Source organism: Nocardia sp. NPDC047654 (assembly GCF_043205035.1).
Taxonomy (GTDB): domain Bacteria; phylum Actinomycetota; class Actinomycetes; order Mycobacteriales; family Mycobacteriaceae; genus Nocardia.
The window spans coordinates 159,723-175,513 of sequence record NZ_JBIDDF010000010.1 but is presented as its reverse complement, the minus strand read 5'-3'; the positions used below and the strand labels follow the sequence as shown (position 1 = coordinate 175,513).

17 protein-coding genes and 2 tRNA genes are annotated in these 15,791 nt (G+C 68.3%); 13 read left to right on the top strand and 6 right to left on the bottom strand.

The features are described from left to right. Window positions 1–7 precede the first annotated feature (7 nt). Together ACGF7Y_RS24125 and cmrA are read left to right on the top strand one after the other, a co-directional pair. Entirely contained in the window at window positions 8–2,038 is a 2,031-nt protein-coding gene (locus ACGF7Y_RS24125; protein ID WP_393236816.1) for an FAD-dependent oxidoreductase, read from the top strand. A gap of 124 nt (window positions 2,039–2,162) precedes the next feature. After that, on the top strand, window positions 2,163–2,966 hold the full coding sequence (cmrA, locus tag ACGF7Y_RS24120; protein WP_393236815.1) for a mycolate reductase: 804 nt from the start codon (window positions 2,163–2,165) through the stop codon (window positions 2,964–2,966). A gap of 6 nt (window positions 2,967–2,972) precedes the next feature. On the opposite strand, the gene ACGF7Y_RS24115 is transcribed toward cmrA, so the two are convergent. After that, window positions 2,973–4,679 (bottom strand): helicase HerA-like domain-containing protein, encoded by a 1,707-nt coding sequence (locus tag ACGF7Y_RS24115; RefSeq protein ID WP_393236814.1) that lies wholly within the window; start codon window positions 4,677–4,679, stop codon window positions 2,973–2,975. A gap of 187 nt (window positions 4,680–4,866) precedes the next feature. Between ACGF7Y_RS24115 and orn the strand changes: the two genes are divergently transcribed. From orn to ACGF7Y_RS24100, 3 genes are all read left to right on the top strand, one after another. Continuing rightward, a complete protein-coding gene (gene orn, locus ACGF7Y_RS24110; RefSeq protein WP_393236813.1) occupies window positions 4,867–5,520 on the top strand; it encodes an oligoribonuclease in 654 nt (217 codons plus the stop codon). 55 nt (window positions 5,521–5,575) lie between these two features. Next, window positions 5,576–5,651, top strand: a tRNA-His gene (locus ACGF7Y_RS24105). Between the two features lie 190 nt (window positions 5,652–5,841). Continuing rightward, window positions 5,842–6,093: a hypothetical protein gene (locus tag ACGF7Y_RS24100; RefSeq protein ID WP_062975680.1), complete on the top strand. Its 252-nt coding sequence runs from the start codon at window positions 5,842–5,844 to the stop codon at window positions 6,091–6,093. Window positions 6,094–6,163: 70 nt separating this feature from the next. Here the strand turns inward: ACGF7Y_RS24100 and ACGF7Y_RS24095 are convergent, their stop codons facing one another. Next, a complete protein-coding gene (locus tag ACGF7Y_RS24095; RefSeq protein WP_393236812.1) occupies window positions 6,164–7,402 on the bottom strand; it encodes an Ig-like domain-containing protein in 1,239 nt (412 codons plus the stop codon). A gap of 308 nt (window positions 7,403–7,710) precedes the next feature. Between ACGF7Y_RS24095 and ACGF7Y_RS24090 the strand changes: the two genes are divergently transcribed. From ACGF7Y_RS24090 to ACGF7Y_RS24075, 4 genes are all read left to right on the top strand, one after another. After that, window positions 7,711–7,783 (top strand) — tRNA-Lys (locus tag ACGF7Y_RS24090). A 711-nt stretch (window positions 7,784–8,494) separates the two neighbouring features. Next, window positions 8,495–9,142, top strand: a complete 648-nt coding sequence (locus ACGF7Y_RS24085; RefSeq protein WP_393236811.1) for a transglycosylase SLT domain-containing protein — start codon at window positions 8,495–8,497, stop codon at window positions 9,140–9,142. A gap of 112 nt (window positions 9,143–9,254) precedes the next feature. After that, complete coding sequence (locus ACGF7Y_RS24080; protein ID WP_051174964.1) at window positions 9,255–9,569, top strand: hypothetical protein; 315 nt, start codon at window positions 9,255–9,257, stop codon at window positions 9,567–9,569. A gap of 93 nt (window positions 9,570–9,662) precedes the next feature. Continuing rightward, window positions 9,663–10,175 carry a DUF1992 domain-containing protein gene (locus ACGF7Y_RS24075; RefSeq protein ID WP_393236810.1) on the top strand — a complete coding sequence of 171 codons (513 nt, stop codon included), beginning with the start codon at window positions 9,663–9,665 and terminating at the stop codon, window positions 10,173–10,175. A 29-nt stretch (window positions 10,176–10,204) separates the two neighbouring features. Here ACGF7Y_RS24075 and ACGF7Y_RS24070 read toward each other — a convergent pair whose 3' ends face one another. Beyond that, a complete protein-coding gene (locus ACGF7Y_RS24070; RefSeq protein WP_393236809.1) occupies window positions 10,205–10,669 on the bottom strand; it encodes a MarR family winged helix-turn-helix transcriptional regulator in 465 nt (154 codons plus the stop codon). 58 nt (window positions 10,670–10,727) lie between these two features. Here ACGF7Y_RS24070 and ACGF7Y_RS24065 point away from each other — a divergent pair, with 58 nt between their 5' ends. Continuing rightward, window positions 10,728–11,717, top strand: a complete 990-nt coding sequence (locus tag ACGF7Y_RS24065; protein ID WP_393236808.1) for a pirin family protein — start codon at window positions 10,728–10,730, stop codon at window positions 11,715–11,717. 101 nt (window positions 11,718–11,818) lie between these two features. Next, entirely contained in the window at window positions 11,819–12,115 is a 297-nt protein-coding gene (locus ACGF7Y_RS24060; RefSeq protein WP_040865425.1) for an excalibur calcium-binding domain-containing protein, read from the top strand. Window positions 12,116–12,178: 63 nt separating this feature from the next. On the opposite strand, the gene ACGF7Y_RS24055 is transcribed toward ACGF7Y_RS24060, so the two are convergent. Next, window positions 12,179–12,400: a DUF3618 domain-containing protein gene (locus ACGF7Y_RS24055; protein WP_040865367.1), complete on the bottom strand. Its 222-nt coding sequence runs from the start codon at window positions 12,398–12,400 to the stop codon at window positions 12,179–12,181. A 165-nt stretch (window positions 12,401–12,565) separates the two neighbouring features. On the opposite strand from ACGF7Y_RS24055, the gene bcp reads away from it, so the two are divergent. After that, window positions 12,566–13,039, top strand: coding sequence for a thioredoxin-dependent thiol peroxidase (gene bcp / locus ACGF7Y_RS24050; protein WP_393236807.1), 474 nt, complete (start codon window positions 12,566–12,568; stop codon window positions 13,037–13,039). A gap of 67 nt (window positions 13,040–13,106) precedes the next feature. On the opposite strand, the gene ACGF7Y_RS24045 is transcribed toward bcp, so the two are convergent. After that, complete coding sequence (locus tag ACGF7Y_RS24045; protein ID WP_393236806.1) at window positions 13,107–14,333, bottom strand: hypothetical protein; 1,227 nt, start codon at window positions 14,331–14,333, stop codon at window positions 13,107–13,109. A gap of 295 nt (window positions 14,334–14,628) precedes the next feature. Between ACGF7Y_RS24045 and ACGF7Y_RS24040 the strand changes: the two genes are divergently transcribed. Beyond that, a complete protein-coding gene (locus ACGF7Y_RS24040; protein ID WP_227954938.1) occupies window positions 14,629–15,249 on the top strand; it encodes a TetR/AcrR family transcriptional regulator in 621 nt (206 codons plus the stop codon). Window positions 15,250–15,285: 36 nt separating this feature from the next. On the opposite strand, the gene ACGF7Y_RS24035 is transcribed toward ACGF7Y_RS24040, so the two are convergent. Beyond that, window positions 15,286–15,723 carry a holo-ACP synthase gene (locus ACGF7Y_RS24035; protein WP_040865364.1) on the bottom strand — a complete coding sequence of 146 codons (438 nt, stop codon included), beginning with the start codon at window positions 15,721–15,723 and terminating at the stop codon, window positions 15,286–15,288. Between the last annotated feature and the right edge of the window lie 68 nt (window positions 15,724–15,791).

Below are 15,791 nucleotides of genomic sequence, written 5' to 3'. Positions count from 1 at the left end.
CGCACCGATGAGTTCCTTCCCCCATTTGTTCGAGCCGCTCGATCTCGGCTTCACCACCTTGCGTAACCGAGTGGTGATGGGGTCGATGCACACCGGGCTGGAGGATCGCGCCTGGGACACCCACAGGCTGGCCGCCTACTTCGCCGAGCGCGCACGCGGCGGCGCGGGCCTGATCATCACCGGCGGCTACGCGCCCAACCGCGCGGGCTGGCTGCTGCCCTTCGGCGCCAAGCTGACCAACAAGACCGAGGCATACCGGCATCGGACGATCACCGAAGCGGTGCACGCCGAAGGCGGCAAGATCGCCATTCAAATCCTGCACGCGGGTCGCTACTCCTACATGCCTGGCAGTGTGTCGGCATCGTCGATCAAGGCGCCGATCAATCCGTTCCGCCCGCGCGCGCTCTCGGCCAAAGGCATCGAGCGGACCATCGACGACTACGCCCGCTGCGCGAAGCTGGCCCAGTTCGCCGGCTACGACGGCTGCGAGATCATGGGTGGTGAAGGCTATTTCATCAACCAGTTCCTCGCACCGCGCACCAACAAGCGCACCGACGCGTGGGGCGGCTCACCGGAGAACCGGCGGCGGATCGCGGTGGAGATCGTGCGCCGCACCCGCGCCGCGGTCGGCCCGGACTTCATCATCGTGTTCCGGTTGTCCATGGCCGAGCTGGTGGAGAAGGGGCAGACCTTCGACGAGATCGTCGCGCTGGCCCGGGAACTCGAAGCCGCCGGGGTGAACATCCTCAACACCGACATCGGCTGGCACGAGGCGCGGGTGCCCACCATCGTGACCTCGGTGCCGCGCGCCGCCTTCGTGGAGTTCACCGCGAAGATCACCGCGCGGGTCGGCATCCCGGTGTGCGCGTCCAACCGGATCAACATGCCCGAAGTGGCCGAGGAGATCCTGACCCGTGGCGACGCGCAGCTCGTTTCGCTGGCCCGCCCGTTCCTCACCGATCCGGAGTGGGCGAACAAGGCCGCGCAGGATCGCGTCGACGAGATCAACACCTGCATCGCGTGCAACCAGGCCTGCCTGGACCACGCCTTCCAGCGCAAGACCGTGTCGTGTCTGCTCAACCCGCGCGCGGGCCACGAGACCGAACTGAAGCTGCTGCCGACCCGCCGCGGCAAGCGCGTCGCCGTGGTCGGCGCGGGACCGGCCGGGCTTTCGGCGGCGGTGAACCTCGCCGAACGCGGCCATCACGTCGAGCTCTTCGAAGCCGACGACAAGATCGGCGGCCAGTTCGACATCGCCCGCCGCATCCCCGGCAAAGAGGAATTCAGCGAGTCGATCCGCTACTACCACCGGATGCTCGAACTCACCGGCGTCACCGTGCACCTGAACAAGCGGGTCGGCGCCGACGAACTCATCGCCGGAGGCTACGACGAGGTCGTACTCGCCACCGGTGTGCGGCCGCGGATCCCCGACATCCCCGGAATCGACCACCCCATGGTGCTGTCCTACGCCGAACTGGTCCGGGAGGAGAAGCCGGTCGGCAAGCGCGTCGCCGTGATCGGCGCGGGCGGCATCGGCTACGACGTCAGCGAATTCCTCACCGTCGAAGGTCATCCCACGCTCAAGCTGGACGAGTGGAAGGAAGAGTGGGGCGTCACCTCCGACGACGAGCAGGTCCGCGGACAGCTCACCGCGCCGAGGCCTGCTCCCGCGGCACGCGAAGTCGTTCTGCTGCAACGGAAGACCTCCGCGTTCGGCAAAGACCTCGGCAAGACCACCGGATGGGTGCACCGCGCCGCGTTGAAGGCCAAGGGCGTCGATCAGATCGGCGGCGTCAACTACGAACGCATCGACGACAACGGCCTGCACATCAGCTTCGGGGAGAAACGGCAACGGCCGCAGCTGATCCCGGTCGACAACGTCGTCGTCTGCGCGGGCCAGGAGTCCGTGCGTGATCTGGAGGCCCCGCTGCGCGCCGCCGGCGTCAGCCTGCACCTCATCGGCGGCGCGGAGCTGGCCGCCGAACTGGACGCCAAACGAGCCATCGACCAGGGCACCCGGCTGGCCGCACGGCTCTGACCGGGCGCGGCGGCCGGGCCGGATGCCCGGTCGCCGTTGCCGGGGCGTGGAATACCGCCTCGCCGGGATCGCCCGGCAGCCTCCGTCGGCGTCCTCTCGCGCGGCATCGCCTAGGCTGAACGGGGTGAGCCTGCCCTCCCCCACCTCCGAGAACCGCGCGGTCGTCACCGGCGCCTCCTCCGGCATCGGCAGCGCGCTCGCCGCCGACCTCGCCGCTCGCGGCTACTCGCTGATCCTGGTCGCCCGCCGCGAGGAGCTGCTCACCGAGCTCGCGCAGCGGCTGACCCTGGCCCACGGCATCACCGCCGAGGTGCGCGCCGTCGACCTGGCCGACCGCGACCAGCGCGGCGTGCTGGTGGAGGAACTGGCCGCCCGCGACATCGCCATCCTGTGCAACAACGCGGGCATCGCGACCTTCGGCGCGGTCGCCGAACTCGACCCGGCCTACGAGCGCGCGCAGATGGAACTCAACGCCGTCGCCGTGCACGATCTCACCCTGGCCGTGCTGCCGGGCATGCTGGCCCGGGGCAGTGGCGGCATCCTGATCAGCGGCTCGGCCGCGGGCAACATGCCGATCCCGAACAACACCACCTATGCCGCGAGCAAGGCGTTCGCCAACACCTTCTCCGAATCGCTGCGCGGTGAGCTGAAGGGCTCCGGCGTGCACGTCACGCTGCTGGCGCCCGGCCCGGTGCGCACCGAGCTCCCGGACCCCGCCGACGCCTCCATCGTCGACCGGATGGTGCCCGACTTCATGTGGGTCTCCTCGGAGTACACCGCGAAGGTGTCCATCGACGCGCTCGCCCGCAACAAGATGCGCGTAGTCCCCGGCCTGATCAGCAAGGGCATGAGCGTGGCGGGCCAGTACGGCCCGCGCGCGGTCACCGCTCCCATCGCGGGCGCGTTCTACAAGAAACTCGGCGGCTGACCTCGCTCAGCGGCGCCTGGTGCCGAACAGGCTGCGGGTGATCTGGCGGCCTGCCGCGCTCGCCGCCGAACGCAGGAAGCTGCGCACCGCGGGGTTTTTCATGATCCGCTCGGCGGCGGACTCCTCTTCCTCGCGGGTCGCCGCACGGCCGGGCACGGGAGCGGGTTCCGCCTCCGGCGCCGCCGCGGCCATCTTCGCTGCGAGCAGTTCGTAGGCCGACTCCCGGTCGATGGTCTGGGCGTACTTCGAGGCCAGCGGGCTGGACAGCGCCCGCGATTTGATCGCGTCCGCACCGATGGTGTCCATCAGCGACCGGGGCGGCCGCAGTCTGGTCCAGGCCACCGGCGTCGGCGCGCCCTGCTCGGAGAGCACGGTCACGATCGCCTCGCCGGTGCCGAGGGAGGTCAGCGCCTGCTCCAAGTCGTAGACGCCGGTTCTGGGGTAGGTGCGGACGGTCTTCGCCAATGCCTTCTGGTCGTCCGGGGTGAATGCGCGCAGGGCGTGCTGGATGCGCGCGCCGAGCTGGGACAGCACCTGGTTCGGGATGTCGGTGGGCAGCTGGGTGCAGAAGAACACGCCAACCCCCTTGGACCGGATCAGCTTGACGGTCTGCTCCACCTGCTCCAGGAACGCCTTCGAGGCGTCGGAGAACAGCAGATGCGCCTCGTCGAAGATGAAGACCAGCGCCGGCTTGTCCGCGTCGCCGACCTCGGGCAGCGTCTGGAACAGGTCGGCGAGCACCCACATCAGGAAGGTGGAGAACATCACCGGCCGCGCCGCCTGTGCGCCGAACTCGAAGAGCGTGATCACCCCTTTCCCGTCCACGACCCGCACCAGGTCGGCCGGGTCGAGTTCGGGCTCGCCGAAGAACGTGTCGCCGCCGTCGGCCTCCAGATTCACCAGGGCGCGCAGGATCACCCCCGCGGTGGCCGCGGAGACACCGCCGATACCCTTCAGATCCTCCTTGCCCTCGGGGCTGGTCAGATGCGTGATCACGGCGCGCAGGTCCTTCAGATCCAGCAGTGCGAGGCCGTTGCGGTCCGCCCAGTGGAAGATCAAGCCGAGGGTGGACTCCTGCGTATCGTTCAGCTCGAGCACCTTGCTCAGCAGCACCGGGCCGAAGGAGCTGATCGTCGCGCGGATCGGCAGCCCGGCTCCGGTGGTGCCCAGTGAGACGAACTCGGTCGGGAAGCCGGTCGGCGCCCAGTCCGCGGCGGCAGTCTCCGCGATGCGTGTGGCGAGCCTGTCGCTCCATCGTCCCGGCTCGGCCAGACCGGACAAGTCGCCTTTGATGTCGGCCAGCACCACCGGAACACCGGCACTCGACAGCTGCTCCGCGATGCCCTGCAAGGTTTTCGTCTTCCCCGTGCCGGTGGCCCCGGCGACCAACCCGTGCCGGTTCAACATCGGCATCGGAATACGGACGCGGGCGGCGGGATCCACCGTTCCGTCGACCACGACGGTGCCCAGTTCCAGCGCGAGTCCTTCGAACACGTAGCCCGCGGCGATCTCTTGCGCGGCGGAGCCGTCTTTCCGCTCTCCGGACGGCTCGTCTCGCGCCACGGACGAACCTGCTCCCGCCTCGTCGGCGACCGTCTGTTCGGCCAGTTCGCGTTCGGCGGCTTCCGCGGCAGCGGCCGCCTCGGCCGCGACCCGCGCCGCCTCGTCGGCCGCCTTGCGCGCCGCGGCCGCCTTCTCCTGAGGGGTGGTCATCGCACGTCCTCCGTCCTGGCTCGACTCGAACTGCTTCACGCAGTGTTTGCTGTCGCACCGAAAACGCCGGGTGCCGATCTGGAAGAAACTGTATCCCCGCCGGTCAGGTTCATGGCCGCATCGGCGGCTTCACGGTTGCCGCGCCGTACCGCCTGCTCGGGACCTCGGCCCGGCTAATGTTGCACGGGTGTCCGACAAATACATGGTGTGGATGGATTGCGAGATGACCGGCCTGCGCTTGGACAGCGACAAGCTGATCGAGGTGGCCGCGCTCGTGACCGACAGCGATCTCAACATCCTCGGCGAGGGCGTGGACATCGTCATCCACGCCGACGACGACGCGCTGGCCGCGATGCCCGCGGTGGTCGCCGATATGCACGCGCGCTCCGGCCTGACCGAAGAGGTCCGCCGCTCCACCGTCACCCTGGAAGAGGCCGAGCAGCGGGTGCTCGACTACATCCGCCAGTACATCCCCACCCCACGCACCGTGCCGCTGGCCGGTAACTCGATCGCCACCGACCGCGGTTTCATCGCCAGGGACATGCCCCTGCTCGACGCCCACCTGCACTACCGGATGGTGGATGTGAGTTCGATCAAGGAGCTGTGCCGCCGCTGGTATCCGCGCATCTACTTCGGCCAGCCGGAGAAGGGCCTGAGCCACCGCGCGCTGGCCGACATCCAGGAGTCGATCCGGGAACTGGAGTACTACCGGCGGACCGCGTTCGTCGCGCCGCCCGGCCCTTCCACCACCGAAATCGCCGCCATCGCCGCCGAGGTCTCCGAACTCGCTCCGGAGCGGGCCGAATCAGCCCAGGTCAACGGCTCGCCTGACGCCGATTAGGGAGTGGGCGGGTTGACACGCTAATATCTAGCCCGCCGGTTGTTGACCGGCGATGGTGAGCGTAGTTCAGTTGGTAGAGCACCAGGTTGTGATCCTGGCTGTCGCGGGTTCGAGTCCCGTCGCTCACCCCAAGAGCCCGGACGGCCCCGAGAAATCGGAGCCGTCCGGGCTTTTCTTTGCGCTCGTTCCATTCCCCGGCGCGCGCCGCCGCAATGTGAAACGAATATCGTCCAGAATCCGCCACGCCTCCGTAGACTGCGATCCACGTGGGAGGGTGTCGCTGGGGCGCCTCCCGGTTCGATCAGAAAGACACACCTCGTGATGCGTTCTGCGGTTATCGCAGCCTTCGTCGGCGCCACCCTCCTCACCGGATCCAGCGGAACCGCGGCCGCGGGCATCGGGCTTCCGCCGCTGCCCGACTCGGGCTCGGCGTCGAGCGGATCGGCGGGCGGCCTGGCCACCACCGGCTCCGCGGGCAGCGGTTCGGCGGGCAGCAAATTGCTGTGCGCAGCGACCGGCAGCGCGATCGCGATCCTGGGCGACGCCCAGTTGGGCTGCAACATGCTGCCGTGAACACAGCCCCGAAATGCCGAACGGGCCACCGGATTACGCTCCGGTGACCCGTTCGGCGTCCTGCTTCGGCTCAGCGATTGTCGTCCGCGTTGCCCGCCTTCCAGACCGGCCAGGGGATGTTCCAGTCACCCAGGCCGTCCACGCCGGACAGGGTGCCGCCCACGGTGTTCTTCACGATCGTGATATCGCCGCGCTTGGCGTTCTGGAAGACCCATTGCGCGTTCGCCGGGCTGAGGTTCAGGCAGCCGTGACTGGTGTTGCTGTACCCCTGCGCACCCACCGACCACGGCGCCGAGTGGAAGAAGATGCCGCTGTAGGACAGTCGCGTCGCGAAGTCCACCGGCGTCTTGTACCCGTCCGGCGAGCTGACCGACACGCCGTAGGTCGAGGAGTCCATGATGATCTTCTCGTGCCGGTCGGCGACGATGTAGATGCCGTTGTCGGTGGGCGTGCTGTCCTTGCCCATCGAGGTCGGCATGGTGCGGATCACCTGGCCGTTCTGCTCGACGACCACCTGCTTGGTGTTGTCGTCGGCGGTGAAGACCACCGCGTCGCCGATGGTGAAGAACGAGTGGATGTTGTCCTGGCCGTACAAGCCGTTACCGAGATCACGCCCATAGACGTTCACGTCGATGGTGACCTTCGTCCCCGGCGCCCAGAAATGCTCCGGCCGCCACCGCACCTCGCGATTGTTCACCCAGTAGAACGCGCCCTCCACCGGCGGCTCGGTGGTGATCTTGATGGCGGACTGCGCCGCCTTCCGGTCCGGGATGTTCTCGTCGAACTGAACGGCCACCGGCTGGCCGATACCGACCACCTCCCCCTCGCCGGGGACCAGGTACGGCTTGGTCTGGTTACCGGGCGAACTCGTGGTGAAGCTCAGCGTCGCGGTGTTCGCCCCGCCCAGGCCGATCGCGTCGGCCTTCAACCGGTAGGTCTTGCCGTATCCGAGCACCTCGGTGGTCTCCCACGACCGGCCGTCGGCGGCGAGCTTGCCCTCGATCGACTTGCCCTGCGGGCTGACCAAGCTCACACCGGTGAACTTGCCGTCTTCCACCTTGAACGTCATCGGGACGCCCGGCGAGACCCCCACCTCGCCGTCCTTCACCGGCGACAGCAGCTTGGGCTTGATCAATTCGGTGATGGGGTTGCGGTCGATGACCGCCTGCGCCGCATCCGTGGCGTCGGAGGCCGAACATCCCGTCAGCGCCAAGGCGGCGACCGCGACGACGATCACCGGTCCCGCGACAGTGCGTAGGGACCACCGCGCGGTCGGCTTGCGTCTCTGCCGACCTCGACCAACACTCATTTCCAACCCCGTTTCAAAGTCTCGGTGCTCCAGGACACACCGATGGCTTCGGATACCGACCGCTACGCTGCGTCACCCCGCCGTGGGCGCGGGCGATCGAAACCACAATCGGACATTCTGCCAGTGCGTAACGTCCAGGCCAATGTGAACACCTCGTCCGTCACTGCAGCGTTACCACCTGTAGATCAACCCGGCGATCCCCGGCGTTACCGGCCCGCGAGCGCATCACATCGCGGCCGGTCAGGGCACGATTTCACTTCTGCGGCCCCCGCCTGTTAAGGTTTGTCCCGCACCGGAACACGGAGCACGCGCCATTAGCTCAATTGGCAGAGCAGCTGACTCTTAATCAGCGGGTTCGGGGTTCGAGTCCCTGATGGCGCACATCACGTAAACCGTGCCCTTGTCAGTCATCGGCTGACAAGGGCACGGTTTTCTCGTCTCCAGATCGCCGCGGAACCCGTGACATCACCGTGACCTGGGCTTCTTCCCAGTTGCACCAGTGGTCTCAATTCGGACAGCGATACGCCCGCGAAGCCCCCGAAATCCAGTTGTACAGCCGAAAATTTCTGTGATGTACAGCACAAGAGGTTTAACGGCAAACTCCCAGCTTGGATAACGATTCGGCTACCGCGTCCTGGGCTTTCCAAGATCGCCAACGCCTATCATTCAGGTTTCGTTCACCCTCTGTTAACCAAGCGTGACCATTCTGCAATCAGGTCACGAAGCGACCTGAAGTTTGGTCAGCCCGAGGAGTTGTAGACACCGATTCGGTAACGATCACCGGCAGGCAACTGCCCGCCACGTGATCGGCGGAGCGGAATCCGGCAACGGACCCGCGATCCACACTTCCGCCCCGTCTCTTCGCATCGAGATGCGAAGTCCCGCGCGACACCGCGGCCGAGCCCATCGAGGGCGATCCGGCGCCGCACACACGAACCGCGTCGCGTTCCGGGGACATCATCGTCCCCCACAACAAAACCACACAACAGCACATGGCCGTTTTCGGCGAACGCCCCGAGCGTACGCCGCAGGATCCGTGCTGCCCAACTGCGGCCCGGATCGAGTAAGTCCCCGATAAAGGAACCGATTCGAATGCCTGACAGACGCCTTTCCACCCTTCGTCGCCCCTCGCTCCGCGAAACCGTCACCGTGGCCGTCGCCGCCGCGGGTGTCGTCGCCGTGGCCGCCTGCTCCGCGGCGTCCGTGGCCGATGACAGCGTCCCGTCTCGCATCGCCATGGTGGCCGAGCAGCAGCCCGAGGCCGCCGCCGCGCCCGCCGCGCCCGCCGTGGTCGCCGCCCCGGTTGCGGAGGCCATCCCCGCGCCGATGCCTGCCCCCGCTCCCGCCCCCGCTCCGGCGCCTGCGCCCGCTCCCGAGCCGATTCCGGCCCCGATGCCCGCCCCGGCCGCGCCGGTCTACGCGGACAACCTCGACGGCTGGATCCATCAGGCGCTCGACATCATGCAGGCCAACGGCATCCCGGGGACCTACGAGGGCATCCACCGCAACATCATGCGTGAGTCCACCGGCAACCCCCAGGCCATCAACCTGTGGGACTCCAATGCCGCCATGGGCATCCCGTCCAAGGGCCTGCTGCAGGTGATCGACCCCACGTTCGCCACCTACCACGTCGCGGGCACGCCCTTCGACATCTGGGATCCGGTCGCCAACATCGTCGCCGCCTGCAACTACGCCGCGCACCGCTACGGCTCGATGGACAACGTCGACAGCGCGTACTGAGTCCGCCTCGCGCCGCGGCCTCCCCATCCGACGATGGGGAGGCCGCGGCGCATTCCGGCCGGTACGCCCGGTCGGCTAGGGTCGATGCCACCTGCGACCCGTGGACGTGCCCGTGACCGACTACGCACACAACGACGTGGCGGCCAAGAGCCGCGCCGAGAAAGCGCGACGGCTGGCGAGCTACCTCTGGCACCGTGGCATCACCGGCTCCGAGGTGCTCGCGATGACGGCGTCCGTCCGACGAAAACTGGCCAGGGCCGCCGCGACGAATCCGCCGAGCACGGACGAGACCTGGACTACGGTGGCGCGGTTGCTGACCGAGAAGGACGACTGGGCCGCCCGCCATCCGGAGCATCCCGCGGCTCGACGGGAGCACACCGACGAGAAGCTGCTCTGGGTGAAGCCGCCGATCACGCCGTGGTCCTGATCATTCGCCAAAAGAGTTTCAGCACAAGATTTTCCACGTCTACTACAGACTTCCGTAGAGTGGTGTCATGGTTCCGTCGACACCGCCGTCGCGATGACCGAGCGCAAACCGGCGAAGCAGACGTTCGAATCGTGGGTCGACAAGCAGATCCGCGAGGCGGCCGAGCGCGGCGAATTCGACGACCTGCCCGGCACCGGCAAGCCGATTCCCGGGGCGGGCACCGCTTACGACGAAGATTGGTGGCTGCGCGGCTATCTGCGTCGCGAAGGAGTCGGCAGTGAGGCGCTGTTACCACCGTCGCTTCTGTTGCGTCGCGATATCGAGCACCTGTCCGAAGACGTGCGCGATGCGACCAGCGAACGACAGGTGCGGGCGGCCGTGAGGGAACTCAACAAACGCATCGTGGACTGGCTGCGGATGCCGGAAGGACCGTTCGTGCCGATCGCTCCGGTGAACGCGGACGACATCGTCCGGCAGTGGCGCGAGTCCGCGCGGCCGAAGCGCGAGCAGCGGAGCCGCGCGACGGAGGCCCCTTCCCGAGCGGGGGCCGGCGTGCGGGCCCCGTGGTGGCGCCGATGGCGACGGCGTGACACCGACGCCGGATAGCGTCCCCGCAGGAGAACGAACCGCGCCGCTCATGCGCCGAGTTCGGTCACCTGCTCCACCTCGGCGACCACTTTGTCCGCCAGCGAGCGCAGCACCCGCGCCTCATCCGCGGTCATCGGCTCGATGAAGACGCGACGGACCAGATCGACGTGGTTCGGCGCGGCCCGCTCCAACGCGACGCGCCCTTCCGGCGTGAGCTGGACGATGATGCCGCGGGCATCCTCTTCGGCGGGCCGCCGCTCGACCAGACCGCGCGCGTCCATCCTGGCCAGATGCTTGGACAACCGGCTCTTCTCCCAGCACACCTCGGCGGCCAGTTCCTTGGCGCGCAGACAACCGTTGGGGGCAGCGGACAACGCCACCATCAACTCGTAGTCCGCCAGGGACAGACCGTCCTCGGCCAGGCCGGCCGAAATCGCCCCGTCCAAACGCTGGCGCAGCCGCACATATGCCTGCCAAGTCGCCTGCTCGTCGTCACTCAACCACCGGACCATGGGAATGAAGTGTAGTCACGGTTGGTTGACATGGACACTAACTCCCGAGGAGGTCCCCATGCCCGCCGTCACCGTGCCCGACATCATGGTCCTGCCACGCCTCCCCCGTCTCGACGCGACCCTGCGCGAACGGCCGGTCAAGAGCGTGGTCACCGCGCACAAACAGCGCGAAGGCGCGGGTTTCGAGGTGCGCAGGCCGTTTCCCAGCATGGACCTGCGCGCCGCCGATCCGTTCATCCTGCTCGACCAGATGGGCCCGGTCGCCTACGAACCGCACGAGGCGAAGGGCGCGCCCTGGCATCCGCACCGCGGCTTCGAGACGGTCACCTACATGCTCGACGGCACCATGGTGCACCACGATTCACAGGGCGGCGGCGGCATCATCGGCGAGGGTGACACCCAGTGGATGACCGCGGGCTCCGGCATCCTGCACGACGAGGTGCCGCCGGAGGAGATGGTCGCCTCGGGCGGGTGGTTCCACGGCATCCAACTCTGGGTGAACCTGCCGCGCGCGCTCAAGTTCGCCGCGCCGCGTTATCAAGACCTGCGCGCTCGCGAATTGACGCTGGTGAGTTCGCACGACGGCGGCGCGCTGGTCCGGCTCATCGCCGGGGAGATCGGCGGGTTCACCGGTCCCGGTTCGACCTACACCCCGATCGCCTACGCTCACGCGTCGATCACTCCCGGCGGGATCCTGGAAACACCATGGCCGCAAGAGTTCACGGCGATGGCGTACGTGCTCTCCGGCAGCGGGGCGGTCGGCGCGGAACGCAGGCCGCTGAGCGAAGGACAGCTGGCGGTGTTCGGCCGCGGAGACGCGATCAGCGTGACAGCCGATGCGCGCCAAGCCAATCGGACCGGAGCGTTCGAAGTGCTGCTGCTCGGCGGACGGCCGATCCGGGAACCGGTGGTGCAGTACGGGCCGTTCGTGATGAACACCCGCGCGGAGATCATCGAAGCGATGGAGGACTACCAGGCCGGGCGCATGGGAAACATCCCCGCACAGCACATCAGCGGCGCCGGTGGGCAGGATCCCCTAATGCCCTAGTTCCGTCCCCCCGAGGTTGACAAGAGAGCGGCCCGTCACAACAGTGGATGCGGCGTCCGGTCGGACGCCGCATCCACCGCAGCAACCACATAGAGGAATACATGAACGTTCGCCGGCTCTCCGTCAGCGCGGCCGTCGCGGGACTGACCTTTCTCGCGGCTCCCGCCGCCCTAGCCGCCCCTCCGTCCGGATCCGCCGGAACGGGTTCCTCGGCCGTCGACACCGGCTCCGCCGCGACCGGCTCGGCCGGTCTGTCGCAGACCGGTTCGGCCGGTGGCGCCTTCGCCAACTGCGACGACGCCCGCAACGCGGGCCGTGCACCGCTGTTCCGTGGCGAACCGGGCTACGGCCCGCACCTGGATCCCGACGGCGACGGCTTCGCCTGCCCGACGGTCTGAACCGACCGCGAAACGACGACACCCGGTGGGCGATGCCACACCGGGTGTCGTCGTTTTTCCAGCTCAGCGGAAGATTTTGAGCAGCACCAGCCCGACGACCAGGGCGGCGGCGCCGATCAGGCTGTATTTCACCTTCGGCTCGTTCAGCTTCCCGACCACGATCTGCTTGGTGTCGTCCGCGATGCGATGCGGGTCCGCGCGTACCGCGAGTTCGTCGAGCGTGCTCGCCAGCCGAGTGCGGGCGGCCTCGATCTCCTGCTCGATCCGCTCGGTATCCCTTGCCACGTTCCACCCTCCTGTTGTCGATTGCCGCACCCGGTGCACGATCACGCCGCATGCTCGGCCTTTCGTGCGGCACCCGGGGCTCGCGGACGAGTGTATCCGCCGCCACCCCCCACTATCCGGCCGCGCGCGGATCACCTGTCCCGACCTTCGGATACCGTGCTGGAGGTGACCACCAACCAACGACTCTCCCCGGGCGACACCGCCCCCGAGTTCACGCTTCCCGACGCCGACGGCAAGAACGTCTCGCTGTCGGACTACCGCGGTCGCAAGGTGATCGTGTACTTCTACCCCGCCGCGAGCACGCCCGGCTGCACCAAGCAAGCCTGCGACTTCCGCGACAACCTGGCCGACCTGGACGGCGCGGGCATCGACGTGGTGGGCATCTCCCCGGACAAGCCGGCCAAGCTGGCCAAGTTCCGCGACGCGGAGCAGTTGACCTTCCCACTGCTGTCGGATCCCGATCGCGCCGTGCTCACCGCCTGGGGCGCCTACGGCGAGAAGACCATGTACGGCAAGACGGTCGTCGGCGTCATCCGCTCGACCTTCCTGGTGGACGAAGAGGGCAAGATCGCCGTCGCGCAATACAACGTGCGCGCCACCGGCCACGTCGCCAAGTTGCGCCGCGACCTGTCGGTGTAGCCCGCAGGCAGCGAAAAGCCCGGCGCCGCAGGGGCGCCGGGCCGGATCGGGCCGCCGTTCGGGCGGATCAGGCCTGTAACACCTGCTGGGCGGCCCACTGCGCCATCAAACGCAGATGCTCGTCCCACCAGTCCGCGGCTTCCGGGGTGAATACGGCGGGTGGTGGGGCCTCGCCGGGGAACAACAACGCGCCGTCGGGCGCGCCCACCACGCGGTCGGCCGGGACCCCGGTACCCGGCACCAGCGGCGCCGAGGCGTTCGTCTCCGGTCCGTTCGCGGCATCGGCGGCGACCAGCGGCAGCGGACGCGGTGCGGCACCCCAGCGAGGCTCCGGAAACTGCACTCCGGTCGCGCCGGCATCGGTGCCGGAACCCAGCGGCCCGTCGGACGACTCGTGCGCCTCGGTATCCGCGGGCCGGGCCTGGTCTGCCGGATGCGACGCGCCGGCGCCTTCGATCCGAGCGTCGGACACGACGGTCGGCGCCGGCCGCGAGGAGTCGTTCAGCAGGTAACTCCCGCCGACGACCATTCCGCTGGCCAGTACCCCGGCCGCGGCGAACACCGCGACTCCGCCGCGCGCCCGGTGCGGCTCGCTCACCGAGTCGGCGCAGGTGTCCTGCTCCAGTCGCACGCTCAACGCGGCGCCCGCGGCGGAGGCGAAAGCCCCTATCGTGCACGGGATCACCGGCGCCCCGAATTTCTCGACCGCCGCCAGCACCACCGACCCGGCGCCCGCCGAGCCGATCAGCGCCACCGCGTCCGGCCGCGCGTCGGCCGCGTCCAATTGCTCCCACGCCGCCGCGACGCCCATGCCGAGCGACCGCGGTGTCGCCCGGCCCGCCTGCCCCACCGCGGCGAGCACCCGGCGGCGGCCGCGGTCGACCAGGGTGAACGCCTGGTACCCGGGCACCACCTCGCAGATCAGCAGGTTGTCGTGGGCCTCGAGCCACGTCATCATGCTCGCCACGCTCAGGTGGGCCGATTTCACCGAGACCATCGAGGCGCTGTGCCACGGACCGGCCGCCAACCTGGTCACGATGGCGCGCCGCTCGGCGGCGTCCCGATAGGCGACCGCGACGCCCCCGATCGCCCACTCCGGGCCCAGCCCCGCGGCCAGGGCGCTCAGCGCGGTCTCGACCGCCGCGGCCACGTCGGCCTTGCCGTCACCGTCCGCTCGCACCACGCGCCGCAGCAGCACCCGGTCGGCGAGCTTCTTGCCGTCGGCGAGCGCTACCGCGTGCACGGCACCGCGTTCGGTGGAAACGCCGAGAGTCACCACAGATTCAGCTACCACTGATCACGCCTTCCCTCTGTGCATTGACCGAGCTCACGCTTGCCGAAAGCCATGAGCCCCATGGATTCCCCTGCTCGGAACACACGTCGCGATGCACGCGCGCTCGGTATGTGTTCGGCACCACATCGGTTACGGATGGGTAGCGGAAATCAAGCCGCCTGGATCCGAACGGCGGATGCGCGTATCGCCCGCTAGCCGCTACCGTTAGCCTGGATGCGTGGACGTACGCGCGGAGGCCAGGTCGAAGCACCGTGTGGACCCTGCGTTGGAGTTGCAGGACGACCCACAGGAGCTCATGCCGCGACGCCGGCCGACGCAGGAACGCAGCAAACGAAAGTTCGACGCCTTGCTCCAGGCGTCCAGGGAGCTGCTCGTCGAGGTCGGGTTCGAATCGTTCACCTGCGAAGAGGTGGCGGCCAGGGCGGAGGTGCCGATCGGCACGCTGTATCAGTTCTTCGCCAACAAGTACGTCATCGTCTGTGAGCTGAATCGCCAAGACCTGGTTGCGGTTTCCCAGGAGCTGGCCGACTTCCACGGCGAGATCCCGTCGCTGGACTGGCTGCGGCACATGAACCAGTTCGTCGACCACCTGGCCAACCTCTGGATGACCGACCCGTCCCGCCGGGAAGTGTGGCTGGCCATGCAGTCCACCCCGTCCACCCGGGCCACGGGCGCGATCCACGAGAAGCAGTTCGCCGAGGTCGTGTCGCAGATGCTGCGGCCGCTCACCCCGCGCACCCCGCGGGTACGGCGCACCATGATGGCCGAAGTGCTGGTGCACGTGGTCTATTCGATGCTCAATTTCTCGGTGCAGGATGAGCAGAGCAGTGCGGAAGCGGTCGCCGAACTCAAGCGGCTGATGGTCGCCTACCTGCTCGTCGCGGAGAAGGAGTCGCGCACCGGCAGCGAGCGATGACGGTGGTCCCGGCGGGAACCGGGACCACCGTGCGGCTCACCCGGCGCTGTCGCGGCCCTCGATGAGATCGGCCAGCTCGCCCGGGTCCTCGAGCACCACCATCGCGGCGGCGGTGTCGCCGTCGTGCGTCAGGGACAGATGCACCCGCACCCGGGGCAGGAATTCCGCGGCCAGGCCGTGCAATTTGATGCTGGGCCTGCCCCACGCGTCGTTGACCACCTCGATCAGCGGATACGGGTTGTCCCCGATCTGCGGGCGGCGGGCGAACCGGGACGATGCCCAGGCTTTGAGCACCGCCTCTTTCGCCGCCCACCGCGCCGCGTAGCTGCGCGCCGGGTCGGTCCCTTTGCTCTGGCAGTAGCGCCGCTCTCCCGCGGTGAAACTTTCCCTGAGCATGGTCGTTCCGGCGCGTTCGAGCTGTTCGGAGAACTCGGAGATGGTCACCAAGTCCAAGCCGATACCGAGGATCGTCATAGGCGGGCAGCCTACGACGTACTCGGCGAGCCCGCGCGCGGACCCGGCGCGGCGAGTTGCCCCGCCGC

What these genes read in the sequence shown, in the direction of transcription:
- ACGF7Y_RS24125 (WP_393236816.1), top strand. Translation starts at nt 8, where the DNA reads ATGAGTTCCTTCCCCCATTTGTTCGAGCCGCTCGATCTCGGCTTCACC.
- ACGF7Y_RS24115 (WP_393236814.1), bottom strand. Translation starts at nt 4,679, where the DNA reads ATGACCACCCCTCAGGAGAAGGCGGCCGCGGCGCGCAAGGCGGCCGAC.
- ACGF7Y_RS24100 (WP_062975680.1), top strand. Translation starts at nt 5,842, where the DNA reads ATGCGTTCTGCGGTTATCGCAGCCTTCGTCGGCGCCACCCTCCTCACC.
- ACGF7Y_RS24095 (WP_393236812.1), bottom strand. Translation starts at nt 7,402, where the DNA reads ATGAGTGTTGGTCGAGGTCGGCAGAGACGCAAGCCGACCGCGCGGTGG.
- ACGF7Y_RS24085 (WP_393236811.1), top strand. Translation starts at nt 8,495, where the DNA reads ATGCCTGACAGACGCCTTTCCACCCTTCGTCGCCCCTCGCTCCGCGAA.
- ACGF7Y_RS24075 (WP_393236810.1), top strand. Translation starts at nt 9,663, where the DNA reads ATGACCGAGCGCAAACCGGCGAAGCAGACGTTCGAATCGTGGGTCGAC.
- ACGF7Y_RS24070 (WP_393236809.1), bottom strand. Translation starts at nt 10,669, where the DNA reads ATGGTCCGGTGGTTGAGTGACGACGAGCAGGCGACTTGGCAGGCATAT.
- ACGF7Y_RS24065 (WP_393236808.1), top strand. Translation starts at nt 10,728, where the DNA reads ATGCCCGCCGTCACCGTGCCCGACATCATGGTCCTGCCACGCCTCCCC.
- ACGF7Y_RS24060 (WP_040865425.1), top strand. Translation starts at nt 11,819, where the DNA reads ATGAACGTTCGCCGGCTCTCCGTCAGCGCGGCCGTCGCGGGACTGACC.
- ACGF7Y_RS24040 (WP_227954938.1), top strand. Translation starts at nt 14,629, where the DNA reads ATGCCGCGACGCCGGCCGACGCAGGAACGCAGCAAACGAAAGTTCGAC.
- ACGF7Y_RS24035 (WP_040865364.1), bottom strand. Translation starts at nt 15,723, where the DNA reads ATGACGATCCTCGGTATCGGCTTGGACTTGGTGACCATCTCCGAGTTC.